Raw genomic sequence first — 23401 nt, forward strand, 5'->3', positions numbered from 1 at the left:
GTTGGTTATCCTGCCCCCTCGATTCGGATGAGCACTGTGAGGGACACATGAGCCTGTTGGAAGCCCTGACCATGACCTCGGGTCTGGTCTATCTGGTCCTGTTGTTGTGGCAGGGGCGATCCGGTTGGTCATGGGCTCTCTCTCTGCTGTTGGCCGCCGCACTCTGGTTGCTGGTGGCGGACTCGGTGCTCTGGCTTGCACTGGGGCTGGTGGTCGGCGGCCTCGGCCTGCTGCACCGCATCCGGCCCTTACCGGCGCTGGCCGAGATCAACAGCCAGCCGCTGCGGGAATGGACTCGCCACATGTTGCTGCTCTGCTGGGGCCTGGTGACGGCGCAATATGTCGTCCACATTTGGCAGCTTGGGCAGGGGATGACCCCCTGGCTGATGCGTCCTGACGTGGTGGACGGCTTCCTGCCCATCGCCGGCGGGCTCGGGCTGCGGGCCTGGCTCGGGCAGGGGCTGGTGGATCCGCACCATCCGGCGGCGACCATCACTGTACTGGTGCTCAGCCTGTCGGCCCTGCTGCTGGGGCGGGCCTTCTGCGCCTGGTTCTGCCCCCTCGGGCTGGTGGGGGAGTGGCTGCACGGCCTGCGCTCGCGCCTGTTGCCGGGGGAGTGGACACCGCCGCGCTGGCTGGATCTCGTCCTGCGTGCCCAGAAGTTTCTGGTGCTCTGCTTCCTGCTGTTTATCGTGCTGATCGCGGTGCCAAGCATTGCCCTGCCCGGCTACTTCACCAGCCCCTATCATCAGGCGGCGGACATGAAGATGGGGGCCTTCTTCTTCAACCTGACCCTGATCTCGGGCCTGTGCCTCGGTTGGGTGCTGCTGCTCACGGCGGCCTTCCGGCAGGGCTTCTGCCGCTACCTCTGCCCCTATGGCGCCTGGCTGGCCCTGCTCGGCCTGTTCACCCCCTTGCGCATTCGCCGGGATCCGGCCCGCTGCCTGCGAAGCCAGGGTCACGACTGCGACAAGTGCAGCCGGGCCTGCCCGTCCCGCATCCGGGTGCATCAGCTGATTTCGGTACGCAGCCTGGAGTGCACCAGCTGCCTGAGCTGCGTCGCCGCCTGTCCCAAGCGGGCCGATGCGCTGCACCTCGGCAGTCGTCAGCATCGGCTCAGCCCGGCCTGGTTGCTGGCCCTGCTCTGCCTGTTGCTGCTGGTGCTGCCGCTGCTCTCATACGGCCTGCTGGATACCTGGGTCAGCCAGACGCCTCTGGCCGATCGCCACTGGTTGCTGCAGCGCCTGCCCTGGCTGAACCATTGAGATTTTATCGGCCGGGAAATATCGGGTGTTTACGGGTTAAATGGCGCTGATGATGGGAGGGGCCATATATCGCTCCCCCCGAGAAAACTGTTAGCACCATCGCAATTCCCTCATCCGGTAATTGCGAATGAATAAAGGCCAACCATAATGACTCCTGTTAATTCGGCGTTATTCAATCACCAGATGAGCAATAACATGGCTACCCAAATCGCTTCCCCCAAGTGGTTTACCCTGGATCACAAGATCGCCTTCTTCTTCCCGCTGTAATGCCTCTGCGGCCGCTTGGCTATTGCCGACAATAATCCAAGCCTGCCCACATTCCTGAATCGAAATAGTCTGCACCCCCGCTCGCCATATTGATTGGCGAGGCGCTGGCGTGCACTCGATCTCATGCCGTTATTTCCGCTTCACCATTAATTGAGGCGGAGGCTGAGACTCATCCCGAATATTTACAGTTGGGTGTCTATATCATGGAAAACTTCAAGCATCTTCCCGAGCCGTTTCGTATTCGTGTCATCGAGCCGGTCAAGCGCACCACCCGCGCCTACCGGGAGGAGGCCATCGTGCGGGCGGGCATGAACCCCTTCCTGCTGGACAGCGAGGATGTGTTTATCGATCTGCTGACCGACAGCGGCACCGGCGCCATCACCCAGAACATGCAGGCCGCCATGCTGCGCGGCGACGAGGCCTACAGCGGCAGCCGCAGCTACTACGCATTGCAGCAGGCGGTGCAGGAGATCTTCGGCTATGCGCTCACCATCCCCACCCACCAGGGGCGCGGCGCCGAGCAGATCTACATTCCCGTGCTCATCAAGAAGCGGGAGCAGGAGAAGGGGCTGGATCGCAACAAGATGGTGGCCCTCTCCAACTACTTCTTCGACACCACCCAGGGTCACACCCAGATCAACTGCTGCGTGGCGAAGAACGTCTACACCAAGGAGGCGTTCGATACCTCGGTCACCGCCGACTTCAAGGGCAACTTCGATCTGCTGAAACTGGAGGAGGCGATCCTGGAGGCGGGTCCGGCCAACGTGCCCTATATCGTCAGCACCATCACCTGCAACTCCGCCGGTGGCCAGCCGGTCTCCATCGCCAACCTGAAGGCGGTGTATGAGATTGCCCAGAAATACGACATCCCCGTCATCATGGACTCGGCCCGCTTCGCCGAGAACGCCTACTTCATCCAGCAGCGCGAGCCCGGCTACGCGAGCTGGTCCATAGAGGCGATCACCATGGAGTCTTACAAGTACGCGGACGGTCTCGCCATGTCCGCCAAGAAGGACGCCATGGTGCAGATGGGCGGCCTGCTCTGCTTTAAGGACGACAGCATGCTGGACGTCTACACCGAGTGCCGCACCCTGTGCGTGGTGCAGGAGGGCTTCCCGACCTACGGCGGTCTGGAAGGGGGGGCCATGGAGCGGCTCGCGGTCGGCCTGCGTGACGGCATGCGTCAGGACTGGCTGGCCTATCGCATCGGCCAGGTGCAGTACCTGGTGGATGGCCTCGAGGCCATCGGCGTGGTGTGCCAGCAGGCCGGCGGCCACGCGGCCTTCGTCGATGCGGGCAAGCTGCTGCCGCACATCCCGGCGGATCAGTTCCCGGCCCACGCCCTGGCGTGCGAGCTCTACAAGGTGGCCGGCATCCGGGCGGTGGAGATAGGCTCATTGCTGTTGGGGCGCGATCCCGCCACCGGCAAGCAGCACCCCTGCCCGGCCGAGCTGCTGCGCCTCACCATACCGCGCGCCACTTACACCCAAACCCACATGGACTTCGTCATCGAGGCGTTCGGCGAGGTGAAGAAGAACGCCAAGAACGTGAAGGGGCTCGATTTCATCTATGAGCCGGCGGTGCTGCGCCACTTCACCGCCAGATTGAAAGAGGTTGAACCCGGTGCGCCGACTGTCAGCAAACAGAAAGGCAAGCTGATCGAGGCATGACGGCTGTGGGGGGCGGACTATGCTGCCCAATCCCGGCCCTGAGCAGGGGGTCGGATAACCGCTTCAACCTCATCATCAAACACGGCGCCCTCGGGCGCCGTGTTGTTATGGCTGCACGGATGGACGCCGCACAAATTGGGCCAGCATGATCCCCATGGCGAGCAGCACCGCCAGGGAGGAGGCGGCGAGGAAGGGATCGACCCGCTCCGGGGGCAGCAGCTGGCCGTAGAGCAGATAGAGCCCCGCCGTCATCACGGCCGCCCCCAGCTGATGCAGGTAGAACTGGACCTGCGCCAGTCGCCCGCTCGGGTTACCGAGCCACAGCCGGTGGCAGAGGGCATAGCTGAACGACACCACGAACCCCACCAGCATGATGTGGGCGTGAGTCACAAACTGGCCGTGATCCTTGGAGGCGGCCATATAGATGCCGAGCACCATGCCGAGCAGGGCATAGCAGAGGGCGATGATGACGAACTTCCTGTCCATGGGGTGGCTCCTTGCCGTGAAAACCGGCTTGAGTATAGTGCGCCGGGTGGGCAGCCCTTCGCCATGCCGCTGCCATCCACTGAGGCGCCGCCAGACAGATTTCAGCAGCAGCGGATCGTCTGAAAGTAGCCAGATGTCGCCAAAATCGGCCCTGGATCCCCCTATTGGGCCTGCGGATTTGATACCCGAGGGCATGCAGGGTAAAGTCACACCCCCAAAATGGCGGCCCTGCTGCCATGTTGGGATCGGTAGCCAGCCTCAGCCACGTCTTGCCTCGCTGACGCAGCAGCAAGCGGCTGGGCACCGATAGTACAGATGAGCGCGATCTTACGATGACAACCGGCGTAGCAGATGCAACGGTCCGCGGTCGCGACCAGATCAACAATCGTCTTTGGGGAAGTAAATGGAACATAAACCATCGTTGGTGGGCGGGGCATGCATCATTGCCGGCGTCTGTGTAGGAGCCGGTATGCTGGGGCTGCCCAGTGCGGGCGCGGGTGCCTGGACGCTCTGGTCCATGCTCGCGGTGGCGCTGACCATGGTGGTGATGACAGTCTCCGGCTGGATGCTGCTGGAGTCCTACAAGGGTTACCCGCTGCGCGTCTCCTTCGATACCGTGACCCGGGATCTGCTGGGGAACAAGGTCAACGCACTCAACAACTTAAGCGTCTACTTCGTCGGCGGCATATTGCTTTATGCCTACATCACTTCGGCCGGCCTCATCATAGAGGGCATGACCGGGCTTGGCAGCCACTGGGGATCCGTGCTGTTTACCCTGGCCTTCTCCGGCTTGGTGTGGCACTCCACCCGGGCGGTGGATCGCATCTCGGTGCTGCTGGTGATCCTGATGGGGCTGAGCTTCGCCTTCGGCATCTCCGGCATGTCCATGAACATCCGCCTTGATCTGCTGCTCGACAAGGTCGGCAGTGAACACAGCTACGCCCCCTATGCCCTGGTGATGCTGCCGGTGGCGCTCACCTCGTTTGGCTATCACCACTCGGTGTCGTCCATGCGCGCCTACTATGGCGAGGAGCGCCGCGCCAGCCGCGCCATCCTGGGCGGCACCGTCATCGCGCTCACCTTCTACCTCATCTGGCTGGTCAGCGTGTTCGGCAACCTGCCGCGCAGCGCGTTCGGCCCCGTGATAGCGCAAGACGGCAACGTGGATGCCCTGCTCACGGCGCTGGGATCCGTCATCGAATCCAAGGCGGTGGCGAGCGCCCTCAACGCCTTCTCCATGGCGGCCATCCTCTCCTCCTTCATCGGGGTCGGGCTCGGGGTATTCGACTATCTGGCGGACCTGTTCAAGTTCGACAACAGTCATCGCGGCCGCAGCAAGTCCTGGGCCGTGACCTTCCTGCCGCCCCTGGTGCTTTCGTTGCTGTTCCCGTTCGGTTTCCTGGCCGCCATCGGCTACGCCGGTGCCGTGGCCACCCTCTGGACCTGCATCATTCCGCCCCTGCTGGCCTGGAAGGTGCGCGCCGCCAAGGGTGGCAAGGGTGAGGGCTTCCACGCCCCAGGCGGGGTGCTGATGATCGCCCTGGTGATCCTGTTCGGGGTGCTGACAGCCGCCTTCCACCTGCTCAACATGGCGGGTCTGCTGCCGGCCTATCTGGGCTAGTCTTTCGACCCCCTATCGACAAGGCGCCCGAGTGGCGCCTTGTTTTTTGAGCCGTTCCGGAGGGGCTATAGTCAGACAGATGACGCCTGCGGCCCACCGCATGCCTCAGGACTGCGAACCCTGGCGCCACCTTCCGATCACCCGTCCCCCACCAGACAGCTGCTGCCCGGCAGCACGGCCGCCATGGTAGTCAGGCCGTGCGTGATCCAACCAACCGGGAGACAGACGTTATGTGCAAGCACATGTCCACCCTTGGCGCATTTGCGGCCATCAGCCTGGCCGCTCTGGTGCAGGCCGAAGAGATGGCCAACGCACCGGCGATGACGGATGAGGCGATGATCACCAGCGCCATGGCGGCGGCCCCCGCCAGGGTCGGTGCCGGTGCCACCATCGTCGCCATGAGCGCCGATGGCAAGATGCGAACCCTGCGGGAAGGCAAGAACGGCTTTACCTGCATGCCCGACAACCCGGCCACGCCGGGGCCGGATCCCATGTGCATGGATGCGGCGGCGATGGTCTGGGCGCACGCCTGGATCGGCCACCAGACCCCGCCCAAGGGCAAGATCGGCTTCATGTACATGCTCAAGGGCGGCACCGATGCCAACAACACCGACCCCTATGCCACTCAGCCCGCCACAGGCAATCAGTGGTTGCAGACCGGGCCCCACGTGATGATCGTCGGGGCGGATGATGCGTTCTACGACATGTATCCAAAGAGTGCGGCCCCGGACACCTCGGTCCCCTATATCATGTGGCCGGGGACCCCCTACCAGCACCTGATGGCGCCGGTGGAGTAGGGTTCTCGTGCGATAAGAGCGGTGCGGCTCGCAGCTGCCGATCATCAAAAGGCGCCCGTCGGCGCCTTTTGTGTTGGCGGTTCCCTCGTCTGAGGCCGAGCTTGCTGCCGGCGACGCTCGCCGTGGGCAGGAGGCATAGACTAAGACGCTTCGCTCGCCATCGAAGCGTCCCTTCCTGCCTTCCCCTATGCTGCAGGCTGTTATCGCAAAGGAGAGTCAGGGATGTACGATATTCATCTGATATTGCAGGACACCCCGGGTGCGCTTGGGCAGTTCGGGATCTTGATGGGCCGAGCGGACGTCAGCCTGGAAGGGGGTGGCATGTTCCTCGCCGGGGGCGCCGGCCATGCCCACTTCCTGGTGGAGGATGGGGAGCGCGCAGCCCAGGCCGCCAGAGAGGCCGGGCTGGAGGTGGTGGCGGTGCGAGAGGTACTGGTGCGCCGTTTGAAGCAGGAGGTGCCCGGCCAGCTGGGGGCCATCTGCACCGCGCTGGGGGCCGCCTCAGTCAACATCATCACCCTGTACAGCGATCATGCCAATCAGCTGATCCTGGTGACGGACGACATGGACAAGGCCAGGGCGGTCACCGCCGATTGGCAATAAGAGGGACAACCCCGATGGGAAGTGGCGAGATGAACCCGCAAGAGAGCCTGGAACTGGGCCTGGCACAGGTGGCCGCCGCCATCGCGGATGGCAGCCGTGCCCGCATGTTGTCCGCCTTGATGGATGGGCGGGCCTGGACCGCGACCGAGCTGAGCACTGTGGCGGAAGTCGCCGCCTCCACCGCCAGCAGCCACCTCGCCAGGTTGCAGCAGCAGGGGCTGACGGCCTGCGTCCAGCAGGGCAAGCATCGCTACTACCGCATTGCGAGCCCGGAGGTGGCCTTGGTCGTGGAGCAGCTGATGGGGCTGGCGGCGCAGGGCCCTGGCCCCTTGCAGAGCAAGACCCCGGCGCGGCTGCGCTTCGCCCGCACCTGTTATGACCATCTGGCGGGGGAGCTGGGGGTACGGCTGTACGACGGCCTGCTGGCCCGGGGCTGGCTGGACGCCGGCGGTCACGGCCTGACTCCTGAGGGGGGACGGCACTTCGGCCGGCTCGGCATCGATTGCGTGCCGAGGGGCAGGTGCCACTTCGCCTGTCCGTGCCTGGACTGGAGCGAGCGGCGCATGCACCTGGGGGGCCAGCTGGGCGCCCGCCTGCTCACCCATCTGCTGGACAAGGGGGGCCTGGTGCGCGCACTCGACGGCCGGGAGCTGACTCTGACGGCCTCTGGCCAGCGCCTGCTGCAACGACAGTTCGGACTTGGGCTCTGATCGATCCTCAATGCTCGCGCCTGGTCTATGCTTTGGTTCTCTTTTGAGCCTAAGCAAGGAGCCAACCATGGCATGGACTATCGATGACTCTCAGCAACGCATCCTCTACGACAAGGGCAAGCATGTGGCCGTGCCCCCGGCGGGCATGAGCAAGTACCACGAGTGGCGGCGAAAAATCGAGCTCGGCACCCACCCCAAGAACGCCGCCGACGAGGTGGGGGACATGCATTACGAGCAGCTCGGCGGAGTGAACAAGGGGATCTACACCATCCGCCTCAGCCAGGAGCACAGGGTAGCCTTCACCATCAACGGGACCCTGCAACAGGTCAATGTGATCAGCATAGGTGGCCACTTCCCGCCGAGTTGAGGGGCCGGCTTGTCATAGAAATGGCGCCAATAGGCGCCATTTCTCTTTGCTGTTTTTGCTGCCCCGACCACGCTGGTCGTCGCCGTGATCAGGGATTCTGATACTGGGCAGCGGTAATGAATTGCCCGAACGTTTCGCACCAGACGATGACGCTGTTGTAGTCGGCCGGGTTCACATCGGTCGGCAGCGGCACGATAAAGTTGTCGAAGGTCTTCACCGGTCCGATATGCACCATCTGCGGCTTCAGGCGGGCGAAGTCCGCCTCCGTCTCCACAAATTCCGGCGACAGGTAGAGCTGATAATCGGGCCCGGGTGCCAGCTGGCCCATCAGGCTGATGGCGTTCGGCCCTATGCTCACCTTGCCTTCCCCCCAGTGCAGCCGATCGCTGTCCTTCAAGTCCCGCTTGAAGATGCCCTGATAGGTCGCCAGCGCCTGGCTGGCCGCCACCTGCTCACTGCTAGGCGCGGCAGGCGCTATCAGGATCGGCAGCAGATAGATGCCGGCGGCAAAGCCCGCGCCCCCAACCAGCAGATGGGTGGCCAGCAGCAGGGCGATGGTCTTGCGTTGCATAGAGCCTCGGTCGTCGATGAATCAATGCCACTACCCTAGCAGCGACGGCGGCTCGTGCCCATCCCCGAGTCGGGGCCGCGCTAGTCCGGGCTGGACTCCTTAACCGCCAGCCGTGCGCCGCTGCGCAGCAGGGGCAGCTGATAGAGCACAAGTGCCCCGAGCACCAGCCCGGCACCGGCCAGCTTGGCCCCGCCGAGGGTCTCCCCATAGCAGAGGGTGCTGAGCATCAGGGTCCAGACGGGTTCGAGCAGCATCAGCAGGGCCGCGTGGGTGGTGGTCATCTTGCTCAGGGCCAGGGTCAGCAGCAGGTAGCGCAGGGTGGTGGCAAGCAACACGCTGGCGGCAAACCAGCCCCAGATGGGGGTGCTGACGAAGGGTGGCCAGCTCTCGGTCAGCAGGGAGAGGATGGTGCCCATCAGGCCCGTCATGGCCAGCTGGATGCAGGTGAGCCAGCGCGCCGGGATCGACTGGGCGAAGTGGCGATGCACCGCGAGCTGGGTGCCGAGGGCCATGGCGGCGGCCAAAAACCAGAGCAGGGAGCGGGAGACGCCCCAGTCGGTGCCGCTTGAGAGCAGCAGCAGACCCGCCACCGCTAGGGGAAGAGTGGTCCAGTAGTGGCGACCCGGTCGGGTCTTGAAACCGGCCCAAGCCGCCAGCGGCGCCATCAGGGTGGCGACGCTCATGATAAAGGCGCCGCTGCCGAGGGCATCGCTCTGGCTGATGGCTGTCACCCAGAGCAGCAGGTTGAGACCGAGCAGGGAGCCGCAGCCCAGGGCGCGCAGCAGCTGGGCACGGCTGGGCCTGGGTTCGTACAAGATGGCAAGGGGCAGCAGGATCAGGGCCGCCAGCAGGAAGCGGCTGCCGATAAAGGCGGCGGGGGGCAGCTCGCGGATCGCCTCCTTGGAGAAGAACCAGCCGGCGGCCGCCAACAGGGTGGTGCAGATCATCAACAACAGGGGCGTGCGGTTCATGGAGTCGCCGTCGGGTCATTGAGGCTGGAACGAGTGAGGGATTGTACACGGAAACGGCGATAGCCGTTGTGCTGGAGAGGTTAGGTACGTTCGTTTCTGCGAATATCGGATAATAATTCGAACAGTCAATAAGGAACAGTTATAGAACCATAGCTTCTGGAGAGCCGTCGATGCTTTATTTACACCATGGATAGCCGATTATCATAAGAAGAAGATGACTCTCCATATTCAAGTTTGATATGTGTCACATCATATTTATTTCTTGAGTCGGAAATATAAAGTTTGCTGGTGGTAGTTGGATTCATATGGTCAAATTCGCCGTTGTCAGAGACAACTCATTATTTATTAAAATATAAATTTCAGGCTAAATATTGCACGGAGAATTCCCCATGATGTTTAAAAAACTGGCGCTGGCGTCAACCGTATTGGGCACCTTGTTGCTGGCAGGCTGTGCCAGTGTTCCAATGGAAAGTGCTCAGGAAAGTGCCAGACTGAAAGCCTTCCCTGCACCGGAAGGTAATATGGCAGGTCTTTACGTCTACCGAGACAGCTACATGGGAAAGGCCCAGAAAAAAGACGTTTATGTTGATTCTGAATGCCTTGGTGAGTCTGCCAACCAGACTTTCTTCTATAAGCAGGTAGCGGGCGGTAAAACTCACGAACTCTCTACCGAATCTGAATTCTCCGATAACAAGATCTCTGTTTTTACCGAGCCAGGTAAGAATTACTTCTTCCGCCAGATTATAAAGATGGGTGTCTTTGTTGGTGGCGCCAAGCTTGAGCCGGTTTCCGATACCGAAGGCAAGCGGGTGATCTCAAAAGGAAACGTGCAGCTTGCCAAGTCCGGTGTCTGCAGCAATTAATTCTGCTAAGAAAAGCATTCAATTAAACGAAGTTATTGGCATTTTTGTGAGGCGTTAAGCCTCACTTCTTCCTTAATAAAAACGGCGCCTCTAGGCGCCGTTTTTGCTTCAATCAACCCAACCAAATCACTGCAGCAGGGAGATATCCGCGACTTGCAGGAACAGGTTGCGCAGGTTGTTCAGCAGCGCCAGACGGTTGGCCTTGAGGGCCTCGTCGTCGGCCATCACCATCACCTCGTTGAAGAAGGTGTCGACCGGCTCGCGCAGGGCGGCCAGACGGGTGAGGGCGGCCTGATAGTCACCGGCGGCGAACAGCGGGGCCAGCTCGGATTGCAGTGCTGCAACCTGGGTGGCCAGCGCCTTTTCGGCGGCGTCCTGCAGCAGTTCCGGTTTGACGGCAGTCGGCAGCTCGCCTTCCACCTTGGCCAGGATGTTGCTCACACGCTTGTTGGCGGCGGCCAGGGCCAGGGCGGCATCCAGACTACGGAAGTGGCTGACGGCCTTGACCCGGCGATCGAAGTCCAGCGGACGGGTCGGGCGGCGGGCCAGCACGGCCAGCACCACGTCGGCACCTATGCCTTCGTCCTGATAGGCGGCGCGGAAGCGGCCCAGCATGAAGTCGACCACGTCGGTGACGACGGTCTTGTTGGTCAGCTTGTCGCCGTAGACGCGTACCGCTTCTTCCACCAGTTCGACCAGATCCAGGTCCAGCTGCTTCTCGGTCATGATGCGCAGGGCACCGATGGCGGCGCGGCGCAGGGCGAAGGGATCTTTATCGCCTTTGGGCAGCATGCCGATGCCGAAGATGCCGGCCAGGGTGTCGAGCTTGTCGGCCAGCGCCACGGCGCAGGCTTCCAGAGCGGACGGCAGGGCATCACCGGCGAAGCGCGGCATGTACTGCTCGTTCAGGGCCACGGCCACCACTTCGTCTTCGCCGTCGTGACGGGCGTAGTGCATCCCCATGACACCCTGGGTACTGGCGAACTCGCCGACCATGTTGGTCATGAGATCGCACTTGGAGAGCAGACCGGCACGCTTGGCCTGAGCCACGTTGGCACCGATGCGCTCGGCGATAAAGCCGGCGACGGTCTCGATGCGTTCGACCTTGGCCTTGACGGTACCGAGCTGCTGCTGGAACAGCACGGTTTCGAGGCGCGGCAGGCGCGAAGCCAGGGTCTGCTTCAGGTCGGTCTTGAAGAAGAACTCGGCGTCAGACAGACGGGGGCGAACCACCTTCTCGTTGCCGCTGATGATCTGGCTCGGGTCTTTTGACTCGATGTTGGTGACGAAGATGAACTTCGGCAGCAGCTTGCCGTTCTGGTCGTAGACCGGGAAGTATTTCTGGTCACCCTTCATGGTGTGCACCAGCGCCTCGGCCGGGACGGCCAGGAACTTCTCTTCGAAGTTGGCGGTCAGCACCACCGGCCATTCGACCAGGGCGGTGACTTCTTCCAGCAGGGCGTCGTCCAGATCGGCAACCCCACCGAAGGCGGCGGCGGCCGCTTCGACGTCAGCCTTGATCCTGGCCTTGCGGGCCATAAAGTCGGCCATCACCATGCCGCGCTCCAGCAGGATCTGCGGGTACTGGCCGGCGTTGTCGATGGTGATCTCGCTCTCGCCCATAAAGCGGTGACCGCGGATGGTGCGGGCGGAGTCGATACCCAGGATGGTGGCGGGCACCAGATCGCCATCCAGCAGCAGGGTCACGGTGAACACCGGACGCACGAACTGGATGGTCTTGTCGCCCCAGCGCATCATCTTGGGGATGGGCAGCTTGGCCAGAGATGAAGCTACAAGCTCACCCAGCAGCTCGCGCGCCGGACGGCCTTCGACCTTGGCGTTGTGGACCAGCCACTCGCCCTTGTCGGTGACCAGACGCTCGGCCTGCTCGACCGTGATGCCATTGCCACGAGCCCAACCTTCGGCGGCCTTGGTCGGCTTGCCATCGGCATCGAACGCCTGGGACACGGCCGGGCCGCGCTTCTCGACGCTCTTGCTCGGCTGATCGCTGGCCAGTGCGCTCACCTTCAGCGCCAGACGGCGCGGTGAGGCGAACCACTCGACATCGCCGAAGGCCAGGTCGGCCTTGGTCAGTTCGGCTTTGAAGTTATCGGCAAAGGCTTCGGCCAGGGAGCGCAGGGCCTTGGGGGGCAGCTCGGCGGTGCCGATCTCTACCAGAAATGTATGTTGTGCCATGTCCGTTCCTTAACCTTGCTTGTTCTCAGTGCGCTGACACATGGGGAAGCCCAGCGCCTCGCGGGAGGCGTAGTAGGCCTCGGCCACGGCCTTGGTCAGGGTGCGAATGCGCAGGATGTAGCGCTGACGCTCGGTGACCGAGATGGCCTTGCGGGCATCCAGCAGGTTGAAGGAGTGCGCGGCCTTGAGGATGCGCTCGTAGGCGGGCAGCGGCAGCGGTTTTTCCAGTGCCAGCAGGTGCTGGGCTTCCTTCTCGTACTGCTCGAAGCAGTGGAACAGGAAGTCCACGTCGGCGTGCTCGAAGTTGTAGGTGGATTGCTCCACCTCGTTCTGGTGGAAGACGTCGCCGTAGGTGGTCTTGCCCAGGGGGCCATCGGACCACACCAGGTCATAGACGCTGTCCACGCCCTGGATGTACATGGCCAGGCGCTCGAGACCATAGGTGATCTCGCCGGTGACCGGCTTGCATTCGAGGCCGCCAACCTGCTGGAAGTAGGTGAACTGAGTCACTTCCATGCCGTTGAGCCACACTTCCCAGCCCAGACCCCAGGCACCCAGAGTCGGGTTTTCCCAGTTGTCTTCCACGAAGCGGATGTCGTGGATCTCGGGATCCATGCCCAGCTCTTTCAGGGAGCCGAGGTAGAGTTCCTGGATGTTGTCGGGGGACGGCTTGATGATCACCTGGAACTGGTAATAGTGCTGCAGGCGGTTCGGGTTCTCACCGTAGCGGCCGTCGGTGGGACGGCGGGACGGTTGCACGTAGGCGCAGGCGATGGGCTCCGGGCCCAGGGCGCGCAGGCAGGTCATGGGGTGGGAGGTACCGGCACCCACTTCCATATCCAGCGGCTGAATGATGGTACAGCCCTGGCGGGACCAATAGTCCTGCAGCTGCAGGATCAGGCCCTGAAAGGTTTTGACATCGAATTTTTGCATAGTGTTTTTCGCGCGAAGTGAAATCAGAGCAAGATTTGCTGAATGTGAACCGAAGGAGTATACCGTCTGGCATGGTCGGATAATAGGCGAAATTACAGGGGATTAGTGGGGGAATGCTGCGCCGGGCCTGGTTGGCCCGGAGTGATGGCGGCATGATCTCATCGCCGAAATCCCGCCGATGGACGACGACTCAATCACAGGAGACAAAGAATGGAACTGCGCTGCGCCTGGGTGACCAAGGACCCGGAATACATTGAATACCATGACAAACAGTGGGGGCGGCCGGTGCGCGATCCGCGCGAGCTGTTTGCCAAACTCTGCCTCGACGGCCAGCAGGCGGGTCTCTCCTGGATCACCATTCTCAAGCGCACCGACAGCTACTATCGCGCCTATGCGGACTTCGATCCCGCGCTCATCGTCCGCTTCGACGACCAGGATGTGGAGCGGCTGATGCAGGACAAGGGCATCATCCGCAATCGCCTCAAGGTGCAGTCGGTCATCAAAAATGCCCACGCCTATCTGACGCTGGAGGCGCAGGGCATCGACTTCGCGGACTATCTGTGGGGCTTCGTCGGCGGCGCCCCCATGGTCAACCAGCGCCAGGGCAACGGCGATATTCCCGCCACCTCGCCCGAATCCGATGCCATGGCCAAGGCCCTCAAGAAGCAGGGCTTCACCTTCGTCGGCAGCACCATCTGCTACGCCTTCATGCAGGCGGTGGGCATGGTGAACGATCATCTGGTGACCTGCCCCTGCCACGTGGAATGTCAGCAGTCAGGGACACTGGGGTAACGCGGAGGGCAGACGAAGAAGGGAGGCTTGAGCCTCCCTTCTTCGTTTGGGGTCCGGGATCAACTGGGCTGAAGAGTGTGGGTCAGCGCGTCACACACCTCGTCACTGCTCATAAGCCGCACGAAAGGGCCAGCCAGGGTGGCGTTGTGGTGGGCGATGATCTGCGTTGCGGCAAGTTGTGGGGTATCCATGCAGGTATGAGCATCGCTCACCAGCACCACGGAATAGCCGAGATCTGCCGCCGCCCGGCAGGTGGTATCTATGCAGTACTGGGTCTTCATGCCGGTGACGATCAGGGTCTGCACCTTGTCCTCTTTCAGCCAGCCATCGAGGCCGGTGCCATGAAACGCATTGGACCTTTGCTTGTCGAACACCCGATCGGCGTCGTTGACAACCAGTTCCGGCGCCAGTTGCCAGAGCGGACTGCCGGCGGCGATGGGGCTACCGGCCGGGCCCGTGTGGCGCACCGCCAGCACGGGGACACCGGCGGCACGGGCCGCCTGGCTCAGGCGGTTGATGTTGATCAGCGTCTCGGTCCCCGCATGGGGTGCCTCGGGGCCGTGAAGGAGGCCGGTCTGGATGTCGATGACGAGCAGGGCAGCGTGAGGCAGAGATGGCATGGGGATGGCTCCGTGAGGAATGTCCTCCACTCTGGGGTCACCGGCCGTTGAGCGACAACCCCGCATCTGGGGGATTGCAAGCGCAGCCCGACATTGCAACGTCTGTCGTGGCGATGGGCCGCTACAACACTATCCATCATGCAGGTCCTGGGCATGGTGAACGATCATCTTGTAACCTGCCTCTGCCATGTGGAATGCCAGCAGGGGTAGGAGTCATTTTTCACCGCCCGGTACAGCCGGCATACAGTCAAACCCGCTCAAAATCGGGGTAACCATTGTGAGGATACCCCATGTCACTGACCGCATTTCGCACCCTCTCCCTCGGCAGCCTGATCCTGACCGGTTGCACCCTGTTGTTGACCCTGCCCGCCCAGGCGACCGATCGCCAGGACTCCCGCGACGTGCGTCAGGAGGTGCGTCCCGAGATCCGCGACGCCAAGCAGGATTGCCGTGAGAACGACCAGAAAGACAACTACGAGTGCCGTCAGGACAAGCGTGAAGTGAAGCAGGACGTGCGCGAGAAGGCCCGCGACGTCAAATACTGATCCCGCGCCATAGATATCAGCCCGATCAACCAGGGAGACTCGTCATGAACATTTCAACTCCTCACCCGGCTCGCAGCGCCCTGCTGTCAGCCTTGCTGGTCGGCTGTACCCTGTCGGTGGCCATGCCGGCTCAGGCCACCGAGCAGGCTCAGGAGCGCCGCCAGGCGCGGGACCTGCGCCAGGATATCCGCCAGGAGTCTCGCGAACAGAAGCGAGATTGCCGCCAGGAGGAGTTCCTGGGTAACGCCGATTGCCGCCAGGAACACCGCCACAACAAGCAAGACGCGCGCGAGGCGGCTCGCGATATCAAATATTGATTCGAGAGCTCGGGCTCGTCGAACCCCTTTTCCATGACGGCAGCCGAACCAGGCTGCCGCATCAACTTAATCTGGAGTCCTTATGACTGTTTCCATCTCTCGCCTGAGCGCCGCCCTGCTGACCGCTAGCGCCCTGTTTGCCGCCGTCCCGGCGCACGCCACCAACCAGAGCGAGCAGCGTCAGGATGCCCGTGACATCCGTCAGGACACCCGTCAGGAGTCCCGCGACGCCAAGCAGGAGTGCCGTGAAGGCCTGGTGGGCAATGCCGACTGTCGCCAGGACCACAGGGATGCCAAGCAGGAAGGGCGCGATCAGGCGCGTGACGTCAAATACTGAGCGCGATCCGGATAAGGGCGCTCCCTTCAGGTTGGCTGTGCTGACCGGCGTGGCGGAAGAGCGCCATATATAATTCAGAGACACCGATCCGGTGCGTCTCATCCAGTTCAGGAGTCATCATGAAGAAGTCCGTATTCATGCTGCTTGCCGCCACCGTCCTGCTGACCGGCCTGCCGGCCCAGGCCACCGAGCAGGCCAGGCAGCGCCGCGAGGCCCGCGATGTGCGCCAGGACACCCGGCAGGAGTCCCGCGATGCCAAGCAGGAGTGCCGCAGCGGTCTGGTAGGCAATGCCGATTGCCGCCAGGAGCACCGCGACGCCAAGCAGGAAGGGCGCGAGAAAGCCCGGGAAATCAAGTACTGACGAGGCGGGTCTCACTCGCCAAGCTTGTCACAACAAGGGAGCCCAGGCTCCCTTGTTGTGCATCTGTCATCCGAGCGTCACACTCTGGCGCCCCTCTCATGTAGAATGCGCGGCCATCGGCTAGAGTCGTTCTTTTTCAGAGGTTTATTCCATGCATTTCAAGAAACTCGTTCCCGCGCTTGCCCTGACCATCGCCATCACAGGCTGTACCACCAACCCTTACACCGGTGAGTCCCAGACCTCCAAGGGTGCCTGGGGTGCGCTGGCCGGTGCCGCCGCTGGCGCCGCCGTGGGGGCGCTCTCCTCCAGCAAGGGGGATCGCAAGAAGGGTGTCCTGACCGGCGTGGCCGCCGGCGCCGCCCTGGGTGGCGGCATCGGTTACTACATGGATGTGCAGGAAGCCAAGCTGCGCGAGAAGCTGCAAGGCACCGGCGTCAGCGTGACCCGTAACGGCGATCAGCTGATCCTCAACATGCCGAACAACGTCACCTTCGACAGCTCCAGTGCCCAGCTGAAAGCGGCCGGTGCCAACACCCTGTCCGGTGTTGCCATGGTGGTGGCCGAGTTCGACAAGACCCGCCTGAACGTGGTCGGCCATACCGACAGCACCGGCTCCCGCGAGCTGAACAAGAAGCTCTCCGCCCAGCGTGCCGACGCCGTCGCCGCCCAGCTGATCGGCCAGGGTGTGACCGGCAGCCGCATCTCCACCAGTGGCGTGGGCCCGGATCAGCCGGTCGCCACCAACAGCACCGCCGAAGGCAAGGCCCAGAACCGCCGGGTGACCATCACCCTGACCCCGACCGCCTAAGCGGTCCGGTTCTCGGCAACAAAAAAGCCCCGCCAGTCATCTGGCGGGGCTTTTTTGTTTTCTCTTCCTTCTCCTCGCTCGGGTGAAGGGGCGGGGATGAGGGGGCGAACCCTGTCCTAGACTGCTGCGGTCAGTTGCACTTCAACCTTGTAGCCTTCGTGGGCGAGGCGTGCCTGCACGCAGGCGCGGACGGGGGCTGTGTTGGCGTCAGGGGAGCCAGGCATCCCTCCCGGCTTACACAGCCGCGGTCAGCTGCACTTCGACCTTGTAGCCTTCGTGGGCGAGACGGGCCTGTACGCAGGCACGCACGGGAGCGGTGCCCGCCGGGATCCAGGCGTCCCACTGGGCGTTGAAGGCCGCGATATCGCCTATGTCCTTGAGGTAGATGTTGGCCATCAGGATCTTGTCGACCCCGGAGCCGTTGGCTTCCAGCAGGCGCTGCAGGCTGCTCAGCACCTCGCGGGTCTGCTGATGAATGTCGGCCTCATCCGTGGCGGGGACTTCCACCACATAGAGGGTGCCGTTGTGGATGACCACGTCTGACCAACGCTGGGTGGTACCGACTCGGGTAATGGCTGTCATGGGCTCTTCCTGCTGTGGGATCACTGACCTTTGCGGATCAGGTAACGGTAGGGGGCCTGCTCGGTTTCACTGGCGATCAGGGTGTGATCCATGAAGCGGCAGAAACTGGGGATGTCGCGGGTGGTGGAGGGATCGTCGGCACTGACCAGCAGGGTCTCGCCCTCGGCCATCAGCCGCACTTTCTTGCGCACCATCATCACGGGCTCGGGGCAACGAAGCCCGATTGCGTCCAACTCATGAGTCGCATCGCAGAATAAAGCACTCATCAATAATCAACCTTCAACCAATTAAGCTGCCAATGATACTCAAGGCGAAAAAATAATCAAATCGGCGAGCTGCTTTGCAGCATATGTAACCAAAGTGTGATCCGGCTCTATCCACACTCCGCCCGATGAGTAATATAAAAATTGAACCATATTCAACAAGGAGGTGTGAATATGCAGGTCTCCTACGGCAGATTGCAAGCCTACGCAGGCATGGGGTTCTTGTCGTTCGCCATGATAGTGCTGGGCAGCCCCATCGGAAACACCGGCACCTGGTTCGGATCCATGGTGATGATAGGGCTGGGGCTCTGGATAGAGCTCAGCGACTACTACGACGAGGATGAAGACGAGAACGATCGCTCCTGAACATTCAGGCTTCGATGACTCAAAGGCGGACCCGGTCCGCCTTTGTCATTTCTGCTCGGCGCCGGTCCCGCTGCGGGTCGAGCGCATGGCCCGCTCCAGTTGCAACGCCGTCTGCTCCGGGTTGGCCCTGGGATCGTTGAAGAAGCTGCTGAGCACATCCATGATCGCCTGGCGCATGTTGGTGGGCACCGCCATGCCGTCCGACATGCTGGGCAGCAGGTTGCCGCCCTGCTCCGCCTGCTGGAAGTCCTTGTAAGAACGAATGGCGCAGCGATCGAACTGGCGCATGTCCGGCTGGCTGAGGGCGGGGATGGAGCCCTTGACCCGGTTGAACCTGGCCTGGAACTCGGGGGTCATCAGCAGCTGGGCCAGCTCCCCCTGGGCCTGCAACTGGGCGGGATCACGCTGCTTGAACATGGCGATGGAGTCCAGGTTGTAGCTGAACAGGCCAGCGCTGCCTGGGCTCGGCAGGCATTCGATATCTTCCCCCGGGCGATAGTTGCCGGCGCTCAGCTCCCCCTTCACCCAGTCCCCCATGATCTGCATGGCGGCACCGCCGCTCTCCAGCAGGTTGGTGGCCTGGTGCCACTTCAGGCCGGCATATTTCTCGGGCACGAAGTCGCGCAGCTGCTGGAAGCGGGTCAGGACCCGCACCATCTCGGGCCCGGTGAGAGTCGCCTCATCCTGTTCCAGGAAGGCCTTGCGATAGAACGCCTTGCCCCCTTCTCCCAAGGCCACGGTCTCGAACAGCACAGTCAGCTGCCAGGGCTCGTTGCCGATGGCGAGCGGTGTCACGCCCTTGGCCTTGAGCTGCCTGGCCACCGTCACGAACTGATCCCAGTCGGTGGGCGGGGTGAGCCCCAGCCGCTCGAAGACGGCGCGGTTGAGCCAGAGCCAGTTGATGCGGTGAATGCCGATCGGCACCGCCATCAGGGTGCCGTTGTGGCTGAGGGTCTCCCTCACCATGGGCGGCATTTTGGGATACCAGCCGAGGTACTCGGCCATGGGGCTGAGGTCGCGCAGGAAGCCGAGGCTGGCCCACTCGTCCAGCTCATAGCCCTTGAGGTTCGCCGCCTCCGGCGGATTGGCCGCCAGCGCCCGGCTCTTTAGCACCGTCATGGCACTCTTGCCGCCACCCCCCTGCACCGCGAAGTCGTTCCACTGGTTGCCGCGCTCGGCCCATTCCGACTTGAGTACCTCGACGGCCCTGGCTTCGCCCCCCGACGTCCACCAGTGCAGCACCTCCACCTGGGAGGCGGTGGCGGGCAGGGCAAACAGGGTGACAACGGCAAACGGGAACCACTTCATAACAGTTACTGCCTTGGTAGGGAGAGGGTGGCCTGCAGACCCCCCTGGGGGCGATTTTCCAGCACCAGGTCGCCGCCATGGGCGTGGGCGATGTTGCGGGCGATGCCGAGACCGAGGCCGGTGCCCGAGGGGTCCGTGCTCAGCCGGTAATAGGGTTCGAAGATGCGCTCGAGCTGATCCTCCGGCAGGCCCTGGCCCTCGTCCATGATGAACAGGATCAGCATCTCCTCGTCGTCCATGATGATGATGCGCACCCGGTTGCCGTACTTGATGCCGTTGTCCACCAGATTGCCGATGCAGCGCTTGAGGGCCAGCAGCTTGCCGCGATAGGGCCACTTGCACTGCCCCTCGATGAGGAGCAGGTCCTCGTGCAGGTTCATGGACTCCGCCATCTGCTCCAGCAGGGCGTTGACGTCGATCTGCTCGAGGTTCTCGTGGATGTCGGTCTCCTTCACCGTCTGCAGCGCCCCCTTCACCATCAGCTCCAGCTCGTCCAGATCCTTGTTGAACTTGGCGATCTGGGTCTCGTCGTCCAGCAGTTCGACCCTCAGCCGCAGCCGGGTGATGGGGGTCTTGAGATCGTGGGAGATGGAGCTGAACAGCCGCTCCCGATCGTCGATGAAGCGGCGGATGCGCTGCTGCATGATGTTGAAGGCGCGGGTGGCGGCGACGATCTCCGAGGCCCCCTCCTCCTTGAGGGCGGGCTGATCGATGTCCTTGCCGAGGTTGACCGCGGCCTTGGCGAGGCGGCGTAGTGGCCGGGTCTGCCAGCGCACCAGCATGAAGGTGAAGAAGCAGAGGAAGACCGTCATCAGGGCGATGAAGCGTACCTGGTTGCTCGGCATGACGGTGTCATCCAGCGTCATGTAGGGGGCGGGCAGCAAGGCCGCCAGGTAGAGCCACTCCCCCGGTTCTATCTCGATCTGGGTCACCAGCACGGGGGGGTTGATGGGTTCGAGAGACAGGGTGTAGCGGGCCCAGGAGGAGGGCAGGTCCGCCAGCAGGGTGTCGTTGTTGAAGACGTGCAGCTCCTCGGGGCGGGAGAAGTCCACCTTGATGGCCATGGCGTCGGAGAGCTTGCGACCGAGTACCTCCTGCACCTCTTTGAGCACCAGGGTCTTGCGCTCGCTGTCCGGAATGGCGCTGATGTGGATCTCTTCCTCGTTCAGGGAGACGAAGAAGCGGCTGCCCCCCATGTTGCGCAGCTGATCCAGTGCTATGTGGCGATATTGTAGGGGCAGGGACTTGAAGAAGTTGACGGTGGAGGCGGCCGACAGCGCCAGGTTGCGGGTGGTGCTGAGCATGCCCTCCAGCTCCCGCTTCTGGATCTGCTGCATCCAGATGCCGGTGAGTATGGTCTGGGAGAGCAGGATGGCGAGCAGCAACAGCAGCAGCATCCGCGACAGCAGGGAACGGGGCACTAGGGCCTGCCAGAATCGCCGCCCTCTCATGGGATCCGGTGCCTCTCGTGGATCAGCATGTTGTTACCGCGCAGTCGTGTTCGTTGCCTGTCATGGGATCTCGTGGACTTCGGCGATCAGCATGTAACCGCTGCCGCGAATGGTCTTGATGATGCGCGGGCTCTTGCCGTTGTCACCCAGCTTCTGGCGCAGGCGGCTGATCTGCACGTCGATGCCGCGCTCCATGGGGAGGCTCTCGCGGCCGCGGGTGGCATCCGAGATGGTGTCCCTGTCCAGCACCACGCCGGGTTGCTGCAGGAACATGCCGAGCAGCAGGGCGTCGCTGCCGGAGAGATCCAGCAGGCTGCCATCGTCGTGGGTCAGCTGGTGGCTCAGGGTATCCAGGGTCCAGTCGGCGAAGCGCAAGCGGCGGCTCGGCTCCTTCTCTTTCTCCGGCTGACGGAATTCGGCGCGGCGCAGCAGCGCCTTGATGCGGGCCTGCAGTTCACGGGGGCTGAACGGCTTGGCGATGTAGTCATCCGCCCCGAGCTCGAGGCCGATCACCCGATCCGCCTCGTCGGAGGCGGCGGTCAGCATGATGATGGGCACCTGGGAGTCACGGCGGATCTGCTGGCAGAGGGTAAAGCCGTCGTCGCCGGGCATCATGATGTCCAGAATGATCAGGTCCGGGCTGTACTGGGCGAGCTGCTTGCGCATCTCGTTGCCCTCCGCCGCCGTCAATACCTCGAAGCCCGCCCGGGTCAGGTATTCGTTGAGCAGCTCGCGGATCTCTTGGTCGTCGTCGACGATCAGCAGTTGTTTGCTCGTTGACATATGTATGTGCATCCACCCCATTTTTTGTGCAGATTGAACCTGTCGGGGGAGTAAAAAGCAAGCAAGGCCCCCCTCTAATGTGAGGTTATGGGCAATATAGCCCCAGAAGTGAGCATGATCTGGCGTGAAAATGAAAAAAGGCCGACCCAAACGGGACGGCCATGCGCAGATGCCGACGACAGGAACCACCCCGTGTGGTGGGCTCCACAGACTCGAAAACGGGCCGGCAAGGCCGACCCCAAAGTGACAATTCTTGCTCGCTCCACTCAAGGGGAGGGAGCGGTATTTCCAGCATGTCCCGCCCGTACTCTGGCGGGGGCATTCCCTGACCGGCTCCGATGGGCGGCCGGTCAGGGGTCTTCGTTATACCCGCTCGAAGACGGTGGCGATGCCCTGGCCCAGACCGATACACATGGTGGCGACACCCAAGGTGGCATCCTTCTCCTCCATCAGGTTGATCAGGGTGGTGGAGATGCGCGCGCCGGAGCAGCCGAGCGGGTGACCCAGGGCGATGGCGCCGCCGTTCAGGTTCACCTTCTCGTCCACCTGGTTCATCAGCCCCAGATCCTTGACGCAGGGCAGGGACTGGGCGGCGAACGCCTCGTTCAGCTCGAACAGATCGATGTCAGCCACGGTCAGGCCTGCGCGCTTGAGCGCCTTCTGGGTGGCGGGCACAGGGCCGTAACCCATGATGGCGGCGTCGCAGCCGGCCACGGCCATGGAGCGGACCTTGGCGCGCGGGGTCAGCCCCAGCGCCTTGGCTCTCTCCGCGCTCATGACCAGCATGGCGGCAGCGCCATCGGACAGGGCCGAGGAGGTGCCGGCGGTGACGGTGCCGTTGACCGGGTCGAACACGGGGCGCAGCTGGCTCAGGGTCTCGACCGTGGTCTCCGGGCGGATCACCTCGTCGTAGTCGTAGAAGAAGCGGGCGCCGCTGGCGTCATGGCCTTCCAGCCCGACGATCTGCTTGGCGAAACGTCCTTCCACGGTGGCGGCATGGGCGCGGCGATGGGAGCGGGCGGCGAACTCGTCTTGCTGCTGGCGGCTGATGCCGTGCAGCTTGCCGAGCAGCTCGGCGGTCAGTCCCATCATGCCGGAGGCCTTGGCCACTGATTTCGCCATGCCGGGGTGGAAGTCCACCCCGTGGCTCATAGGCACATGACCCATGTGCTCCACGCCGCCGATGATGAAGATGTCCCCGTCACCGACCTGGATGGCGCGGGAGGCATCGTGCAGCGCCTGCATGGAGGATCCGCACAGACGGTTGACGGTGACCGCGCCGACCTGCTTCGGAATGCCGGCCAGCAGGGCGGCGTTGCGGGCGATGTTGAAGCCCTGCTCCAGGGTCTGCTGCACGCAGCCCCAGTAGATGTCCTCGATCTCGTTCGGATCGAGGTTAGGGTTGCGCAACAGGATGGATTTCATCAGGTGCGCGGACAAGTCTTCTGCACGCACGTTGCGGAAGGCGCCGCCCTTGGACCGGCCCATGGGGGTCCGGATACAGTCGACAATGACTACGTCTTTCATGAATGGATCTCCTTTCCGCA

At 62.8% G+C, this 23401-nt stretch carries 28 protein-coding genes; 16 read left to right on the forward strand and 12 right to left on the reverse strand.

Annotated elements, in window-relative coordinates; genetic code table 11:
- The first annotated feature begins 47 nt into the window (after positions 1–47).
- The 3 genes from ACT5M9_RS12305 (at position 48) to tnaA (ending at position 3202) form a co-directional block, all read left to right on the forward strand.
- The gene (locus tag ACT5M9_RS12305; RefSeq protein ID WP_457982990.1) at positions 48–1265 is read left to right on the forward strand and encodes a 4Fe-4S binding protein; all 1218 of its coding nucleotides are present in this window, start codon (positions 48–50) and stop codon (positions 1263–1265) included.
- Between the two features lie 195 nt (positions 1266–1460).
- Positions 1461–1532, forward strand: a complete 72-nt coding sequence (gene tnaC, locus ACT5M9_RS12310) for a tryptophanase leader peptide (protein ID WP_520395676.1) — start codon at positions 1461–1463, stop codon at positions 1530–1532.
- A 203-nt stretch (positions 1533–1735) separates the two neighbouring features.
- The gene (gene tnaA / locus ACT5M9_RS12315; RefSeq protein ID WP_438548189.1) at positions 1736–3202 is read left to right on the forward strand and encodes a tryptophanase; all 1467 of its coding nucleotides are present in this window, start codon (positions 1736–1738) and stop codon (positions 3200–3202) included.
- Between the two features lie 105 nt (positions 3203–3307).
- On the opposite strand, the gene ACT5M9_RS12320 is transcribed toward tnaA, so the two are convergent.
- Positions 3308–3688, reverse strand: coding sequence for a TonB-dependent receptor (locus ACT5M9_RS12320; protein WP_457982987.1), 381 nt, complete (start codon positions 3686–3688; stop codon positions 3308–3310).
- Between the two features lie 403 nt (positions 3689–4091).
- Between ACT5M9_RS12320 and ACT5M9_RS12325 the strand changes: the two genes are divergently transcribed.
- From ACT5M9_RS12325 to ACT5M9_RS12345, 5 genes are all read left to right on the forward strand, one after another.
- Positions 4092–5309, forward strand: a complete 1218-nt coding sequence (locus tag ACT5M9_RS12325) for an aromatic amino acid transporter (RefSeq protein ID WP_457982985.1) — start codon at positions 4092–4094, stop codon at positions 5307–5309.
- A 230-nt stretch (positions 5310–5539) separates the two neighbouring features.
- Positions 5540–6106 (forward strand): hypothetical protein, encoded by a 567-nt coding sequence (locus ACT5M9_RS12330; protein ID WP_457982984.1) that lies wholly within the window; start codon positions 5540–5542, stop codon positions 6104–6106.
- A 222-nt stretch (positions 6107–6328) separates the two neighbouring features.
- Positions 6329–6709 (forward strand): hypothetical protein, encoded by a 381-nt coding sequence (locus ACT5M9_RS12335; RefSeq protein WP_457982983.1) that lies wholly within the window; start codon positions 6329–6331, stop codon positions 6707–6709.
- Positions 6710–6738: 29 nt separating this feature from the next.
- Positions 6739–7419, forward strand: coding sequence for an ArsR/SmtB family transcription factor (locus tag ACT5M9_RS12340; protein WP_457982981.1), 681 nt, complete (start codon positions 6739–6741; stop codon positions 7417–7419).
- Positions 7420–7486: 67 nt separating this feature from the next.
- Complete coding sequence (locus ACT5M9_RS12345) at positions 7487–7786, forward strand: hypothetical protein (protein ID WP_438548183.1); 300 nt, start codon at positions 7487–7489, stop codon at positions 7784–7786.
- A gap of 88 nt (positions 7787–7874) precedes the next feature.
- Here the strand turns inward: ACT5M9_RS12345 and ACT5M9_RS12350 are convergent, their stop codons facing one another.
- Together ACT5M9_RS12350 and ACT5M9_RS12355 are read right to left on the reverse strand one after the other, a co-directional pair.
- The gene (locus ACT5M9_RS12350; protein WP_457982980.1) at positions 7875–8357 is read right to left on the reverse strand and encodes a DM13 domain-containing protein; all 483 of its coding nucleotides are present in this window, start codon (positions 8355–8357) and stop codon (positions 7875–7877) included.
- Between the two features lie 80 nt (positions 8358–8437).
- Positions 8438–9328 carry a DMT family transporter gene (locus ACT5M9_RS12355; RefSeq protein ID WP_457982978.1) on the reverse strand — a complete coding sequence of 297 codons (891 nt, stop codon included), beginning with the start codon at positions 9326–9328 and terminating at the stop codon, positions 8438–8440.
- 389 nt (positions 9329–9717) lie between these two features.
- Here ACT5M9_RS12355 and ACT5M9_RS12360 point away from each other — a divergent pair, with 389 nt between their 5' ends.
- Positions 9718–10191 carry a DUF2846 domain-containing protein gene (locus tag ACT5M9_RS12360; protein WP_100860858.1) on the forward strand — a complete coding sequence of 158 codons (474 nt, stop codon included), beginning with the start codon at positions 9718–9720 and terminating at the stop codon, positions 10189–10191.
- A gap of 126 nt (positions 10192–10317) precedes the next feature.
- Here ACT5M9_RS12360 and glyS read toward each other — a convergent pair whose 3' ends face one another.
- Both glyS and glyQ read right to left on the reverse strand, forming a co-directional pair.
- Entirely contained in the window at positions 10318–12387 is a 2070-nt protein-coding gene (gene glyS, locus ACT5M9_RS12365) for a glycine--tRNA ligase subunit beta (protein ID WP_457982977.1), read from the reverse strand.
- A 9-nt stretch (positions 12388–12396) separates the two neighbouring features.
- The gene (gene glyQ, locus ACT5M9_RS12370; protein ID WP_025328800.1) at positions 12397–13320 is read right to left on the reverse strand and encodes a glycine--tRNA ligase subunit alpha; all 924 of its coding nucleotides are present in this window, start codon (positions 13318–13320) and stop codon (positions 12397–12399) included.
- A 210-nt stretch (positions 13321–13530) separates the two neighbouring features.
- Between glyQ and ACT5M9_RS12375 the strand changes: the two genes are divergently transcribed.
- The gene (locus ACT5M9_RS12375) at positions 13531–14112 is read left to right on the forward strand and encodes a DNA-3-methyladenine glycosylase I (protein ID WP_457982976.1); all 582 of its coding nucleotides are present in this window, start codon (positions 13531–13533) and stop codon (positions 14110–14112) included.
- Between the two features lie 59 nt (positions 14113–14171).
- On the opposite strand, the gene ACT5M9_RS12380 is transcribed toward ACT5M9_RS12375, so the two are convergent.
- Positions 14172–14732: a cysteine hydrolase family protein gene (locus ACT5M9_RS12380; RefSeq protein ID WP_457982974.1), complete on the reverse strand. Its 561-nt coding sequence runs from the start codon at positions 14730–14732 to the stop codon at positions 14172–14174.
- A gap of 290 nt (positions 14733–15022) precedes the next feature.
- Here ACT5M9_RS12380 and ACT5M9_RS12385 point away from each other — a divergent pair, with 290 nt between their 5' ends.
- The 5 genes from ACT5M9_RS12385 (at position 15023) to ACT5M9_RS12405 (ending at position 17101) form a co-directional block, all read left to right on the forward strand.
- Entirely contained in the window at positions 15023–15277 is a 255-nt protein-coding gene (locus tag ACT5M9_RS12385; protein ID WP_438548176.1) for a hypothetical protein, read from the forward strand.
- Positions 15278–15321: 44 nt separating this feature from the next.
- Entirely contained in the window at positions 15322–15594 is a 273-nt protein-coding gene (locus ACT5M9_RS12390) for a hypothetical protein (protein WP_457982973.1), read from the forward strand.
- An 82-nt stretch (positions 15595–15676) separates the two neighbouring features.
- Complete coding sequence (locus ACT5M9_RS12395; protein ID WP_457982971.1) at positions 15677–15931, forward strand: hypothetical protein; 255 nt, start codon at positions 15677–15679, stop codon at positions 15929–15931.
- Positions 15932–16050: 119 nt separating this feature from the next.
- Entirely contained in the window at positions 16051–16293 is a 243-nt protein-coding gene (locus ACT5M9_RS12400) for a hypothetical protein (protein ID WP_457982970.1), read from the forward strand.
- A 151-nt stretch (positions 16294–16444) separates the two neighbouring features.
- The gene (locus ACT5M9_RS12405; protein ID WP_457982969.1) at positions 16445–17101 is read left to right on the forward strand and encodes an OmpA family lipoprotein; all 657 of its coding nucleotides are present in this window, start codon (positions 16445–16447) and stop codon (positions 17099–17101) included.
- Positions 17102–17335: 234 nt separating this feature from the next.
- Here ACT5M9_RS12405 and ACT5M9_RS12410 read toward each other — a convergent pair whose 3' ends face one another.
- Both ACT5M9_RS12410 and tusA read right to left on the reverse strand, forming a co-directional pair.
- Positions 17336–17683 (reverse strand): RidA family protein, encoded by a 348-nt coding sequence (locus ACT5M9_RS12410; RefSeq protein ID WP_457982968.1) that lies wholly within the window; start codon positions 17681–17683, stop codon positions 17336–17338.
- Positions 17684–17703: 20 nt separating this feature from the next.
- Positions 17704–17949, reverse strand: a complete 246-nt coding sequence (gene tusA / locus ACT5M9_RS12415; RefSeq protein WP_042642635.1) for a sulfurtransferase TusA — start codon at positions 17947–17949, stop codon at positions 17704–17706.
- 171 nt (positions 17950–18120) lie between these two features.
- On the opposite strand from tusA, the gene ACT5M9_RS12420 reads away from it, so the two are divergent.
- Complete coding sequence (locus tag ACT5M9_RS12420) at positions 18121–18312, forward strand: hypothetical protein (RefSeq protein WP_033132548.1); 192 nt, start codon at positions 18121–18123, stop codon at positions 18310–18312.
- A 45-nt stretch (positions 18313–18357) separates the two neighbouring features.
- Here ACT5M9_RS12420 and ACT5M9_RS12425 read toward each other — a convergent pair whose 3' ends face one another.
- From ACT5M9_RS12425 to fadA, 4 genes are all read right to left on the reverse strand, one after another.
- Positions 18358–19620, reverse strand: coding sequence for an ABC transporter substrate-binding protein (locus tag ACT5M9_RS12425; protein WP_457982966.1), 1263 nt, complete (start codon positions 19618–19620; stop codon positions 18358–18360).
- Positions 19621–19625: 5 nt separating this feature from the next.
- Positions 19626–21071 (reverse strand): ATP-binding protein, encoded by a 1446-nt coding sequence (locus ACT5M9_RS12430; protein WP_457982964.1) that lies wholly within the window; start codon positions 21069–21071, stop codon positions 19626–19628.
- 60 nt (positions 21072–21131) lie between these two features.
- Positions 21132–21854 (reverse strand): response regulator, encoded by a 723-nt coding sequence (locus tag ACT5M9_RS12435; RefSeq protein WP_438548168.1) that lies wholly within the window; start codon positions 21852–21854, stop codon positions 21132–21134.
- A 363-nt stretch (positions 21855–22217) separates the two neighbouring features.
- On the reverse strand, positions 22218–23381 hold the full coding sequence (fadA, locus tag ACT5M9_RS12440) for an acetyl-CoA C-acyltransferase FadA (RefSeq protein ID WP_457982963.1): 1164 nt from the start codon (positions 23379–23381) through the stop codon (positions 22218–22220).
- Positions 23382–23401 lie beyond the last annotated feature (20 nt).

This window comes from Aeromonas sp. AE23HZ002T15, assembly GCF_054165525.2.

Excerpts from the sequence above, each read along its gene's own strand:
- ACT5M9_RS12340 (WP_457982981.1), top strand. The coding sequence starts at position 6,739 with ATGAACCCGCAAGAGAGCCTGGAACTGGGCCTGGCACAGGTGGCCGCC.
- tusA (WP_042642635.1), bottom strand. The coding sequence starts at position 17,949 with ATGAGTGCTTTATTCTGCGATGCGACTCATGAGTTGGACGCAATCGGG.
- fadA (WP_457982963.1), bottom strand. The coding sequence starts at position 23,381 with ATGAAAGACGTAGTCATTGTCGACTGTATCCGGACCCCCATGGGCCGG.
- ACT5M9_RS12385 (WP_438548176.1), top strand. The coding sequence starts at position 15,023 with ATGTCACTGACCGCATTTCGCACCCTCTCCCTCGGCAGCCTGATCCTG.
- ACT5M9_RS12305 (WP_457982990.1), top strand. The coding sequence starts at position 48 with ATGAGCCTGTTGGAAGCCCTGACCATGACCTCGGGTCTGGTCTATCTG.
- ACT5M9_RS12395 (WP_457982971.1), top strand. The coding sequence starts at position 15,677 with ATGACTGTTTCCATCTCTCGCCTGAGCGCCGCCCTGCTGACCGCTAGC.
- ACT5M9_RS12380 (WP_457982974.1), bottom strand. The coding sequence starts at position 14,732 with ATGCCATCTCTGCCTCACGCTGCCCTGCTCGTCATCGACATCCAGACC.
- ACT5M9_RS12355 (WP_457982978.1), bottom strand. The coding sequence starts at position 9,328 with ATGAACCGCACGCCCCTGTTGTTGATGATCTGCACCACCCTGTTGGCG.
- ACT5M9_RS12350 (WP_457982980.1), bottom strand. The coding sequence starts at position 8,357 with ATGCAACGCAAGACCATCGCCCTGCTGCTGGCCACCCATCTGCTGGTT.
- ACT5M9_RS12345 (WP_438548183.1), top strand. The coding sequence starts at position 7,487 with ATGGCATGGACTATCGATGACTCTCAGCAACGCATCCTCTACGACAAG.
- ACT5M9_RS12390 (WP_457982973.1), top strand. The coding sequence starts at position 15,322 with ATGAACATTTCAACTCCTCACCCGGCTCGCAGCGCCCTGCTGTCAGCC.
- glyS (WP_457982977.1), bottom strand. The coding sequence starts at position 12,387 with ATGGCACAACATACATTTCTGGTAGAGATCGGCACCGCCGAGCTGCCC.
- ACT5M9_RS12360 (WP_100860858.1), top strand. The coding sequence starts at position 9,718 with ATGATGTTTAAAAAACTGGCGCTGGCGTCAACCGTATTGGGCACCTTG.
- ACT5M9_RS12335 (WP_457982983.1), top strand. The coding sequence starts at position 6,329 with ATGTACGATATTCATCTGATATTGCAGGACACCCCGGGTGCGCTTGGG.
- ACT5M9_RS12325 (WP_457982985.1), top strand. The coding sequence starts at position 4,092 with ATGGAACATAAACCATCGTTGGTGGGCGGGGCATGCATCATTGCCGGC.
- ACT5M9_RS12400 (WP_457982970.1), top strand. The coding sequence starts at position 16,051 with ATGAAGAAGTCCGTATTCATGCTGCTTGCCGCCACCGTCCTGCTGACC.
- ACT5M9_RS12405 (WP_457982969.1), top strand. The coding sequence starts at position 16,445 with ATGCATTTCAAGAAACTCGTTCCCGCGCTTGCCCTGACCATCGCCATC.
- ACT5M9_RS12425 (WP_457982966.1), bottom strand. The coding sequence starts at position 19,620 with ATGAAGTGGTTCCCGTTTGCCGTTGTCACCCTGTTTGCCCTGCCCGCC.
- ACT5M9_RS12430 (WP_457982964.1), bottom strand. The coding sequence starts at position 21,071 with ATGAGAGGGCGGCGATTCTGGCAGGCCCTAGTGCCCCGTTCCCTGCTG.
- ACT5M9_RS12375 (WP_457982976.1), top strand. The coding sequence starts at position 13,531 with ATGGAACTGCGCTGCGCCTGGGTGACCAAGGACCCGGAATACATTGAA.
- ACT5M9_RS12420 (WP_033132548.1), top strand. The coding sequence starts at position 18,121 with ATGCAGGTCTCCTACGGCAGATTGCAAGCCTACGCAGGCATGGGGTTC.
- tnaA (WP_438548189.1), top strand. The coding sequence starts at position 1,736 with ATGGAAAACTTCAAGCATCTTCCCGAGCCGTTTCGTATTCGTGTCATC.
- ACT5M9_RS12320 (WP_457982987.1), bottom strand. The coding sequence starts at position 3,688 with ATGGACAGGAAGTTCGTCATCATCGCCCTCTGCTATGCCCTGCTCGGC.
- glyQ (WP_025328800.1), bottom strand. The coding sequence starts at position 13,320 with ATGCAAAAATTCGATGTCAAAACCTTTCAGGGCCTGATCCTGCAGCTG.
- ACT5M9_RS12330 (WP_457982984.1), top strand. The coding sequence starts at position 5,540 with ATGTGCAAGCACATGTCCACCCTTGGCGCATTTGCGGCCATCAGCCTG.
- ACT5M9_RS12435 (WP_438548168.1), bottom strand. The coding sequence starts at position 21,854 with ATGTCAACGAGCAAACAACTGCTGATCGTCGACGACGACCAAGAGATC.
- ACT5M9_RS12410 (WP_457982968.1), bottom strand. The coding sequence starts at position 17,683 with ATGACAGCCATTACCCGAGTCGGTACCACCCAGCGTTGGTCAGACGTG.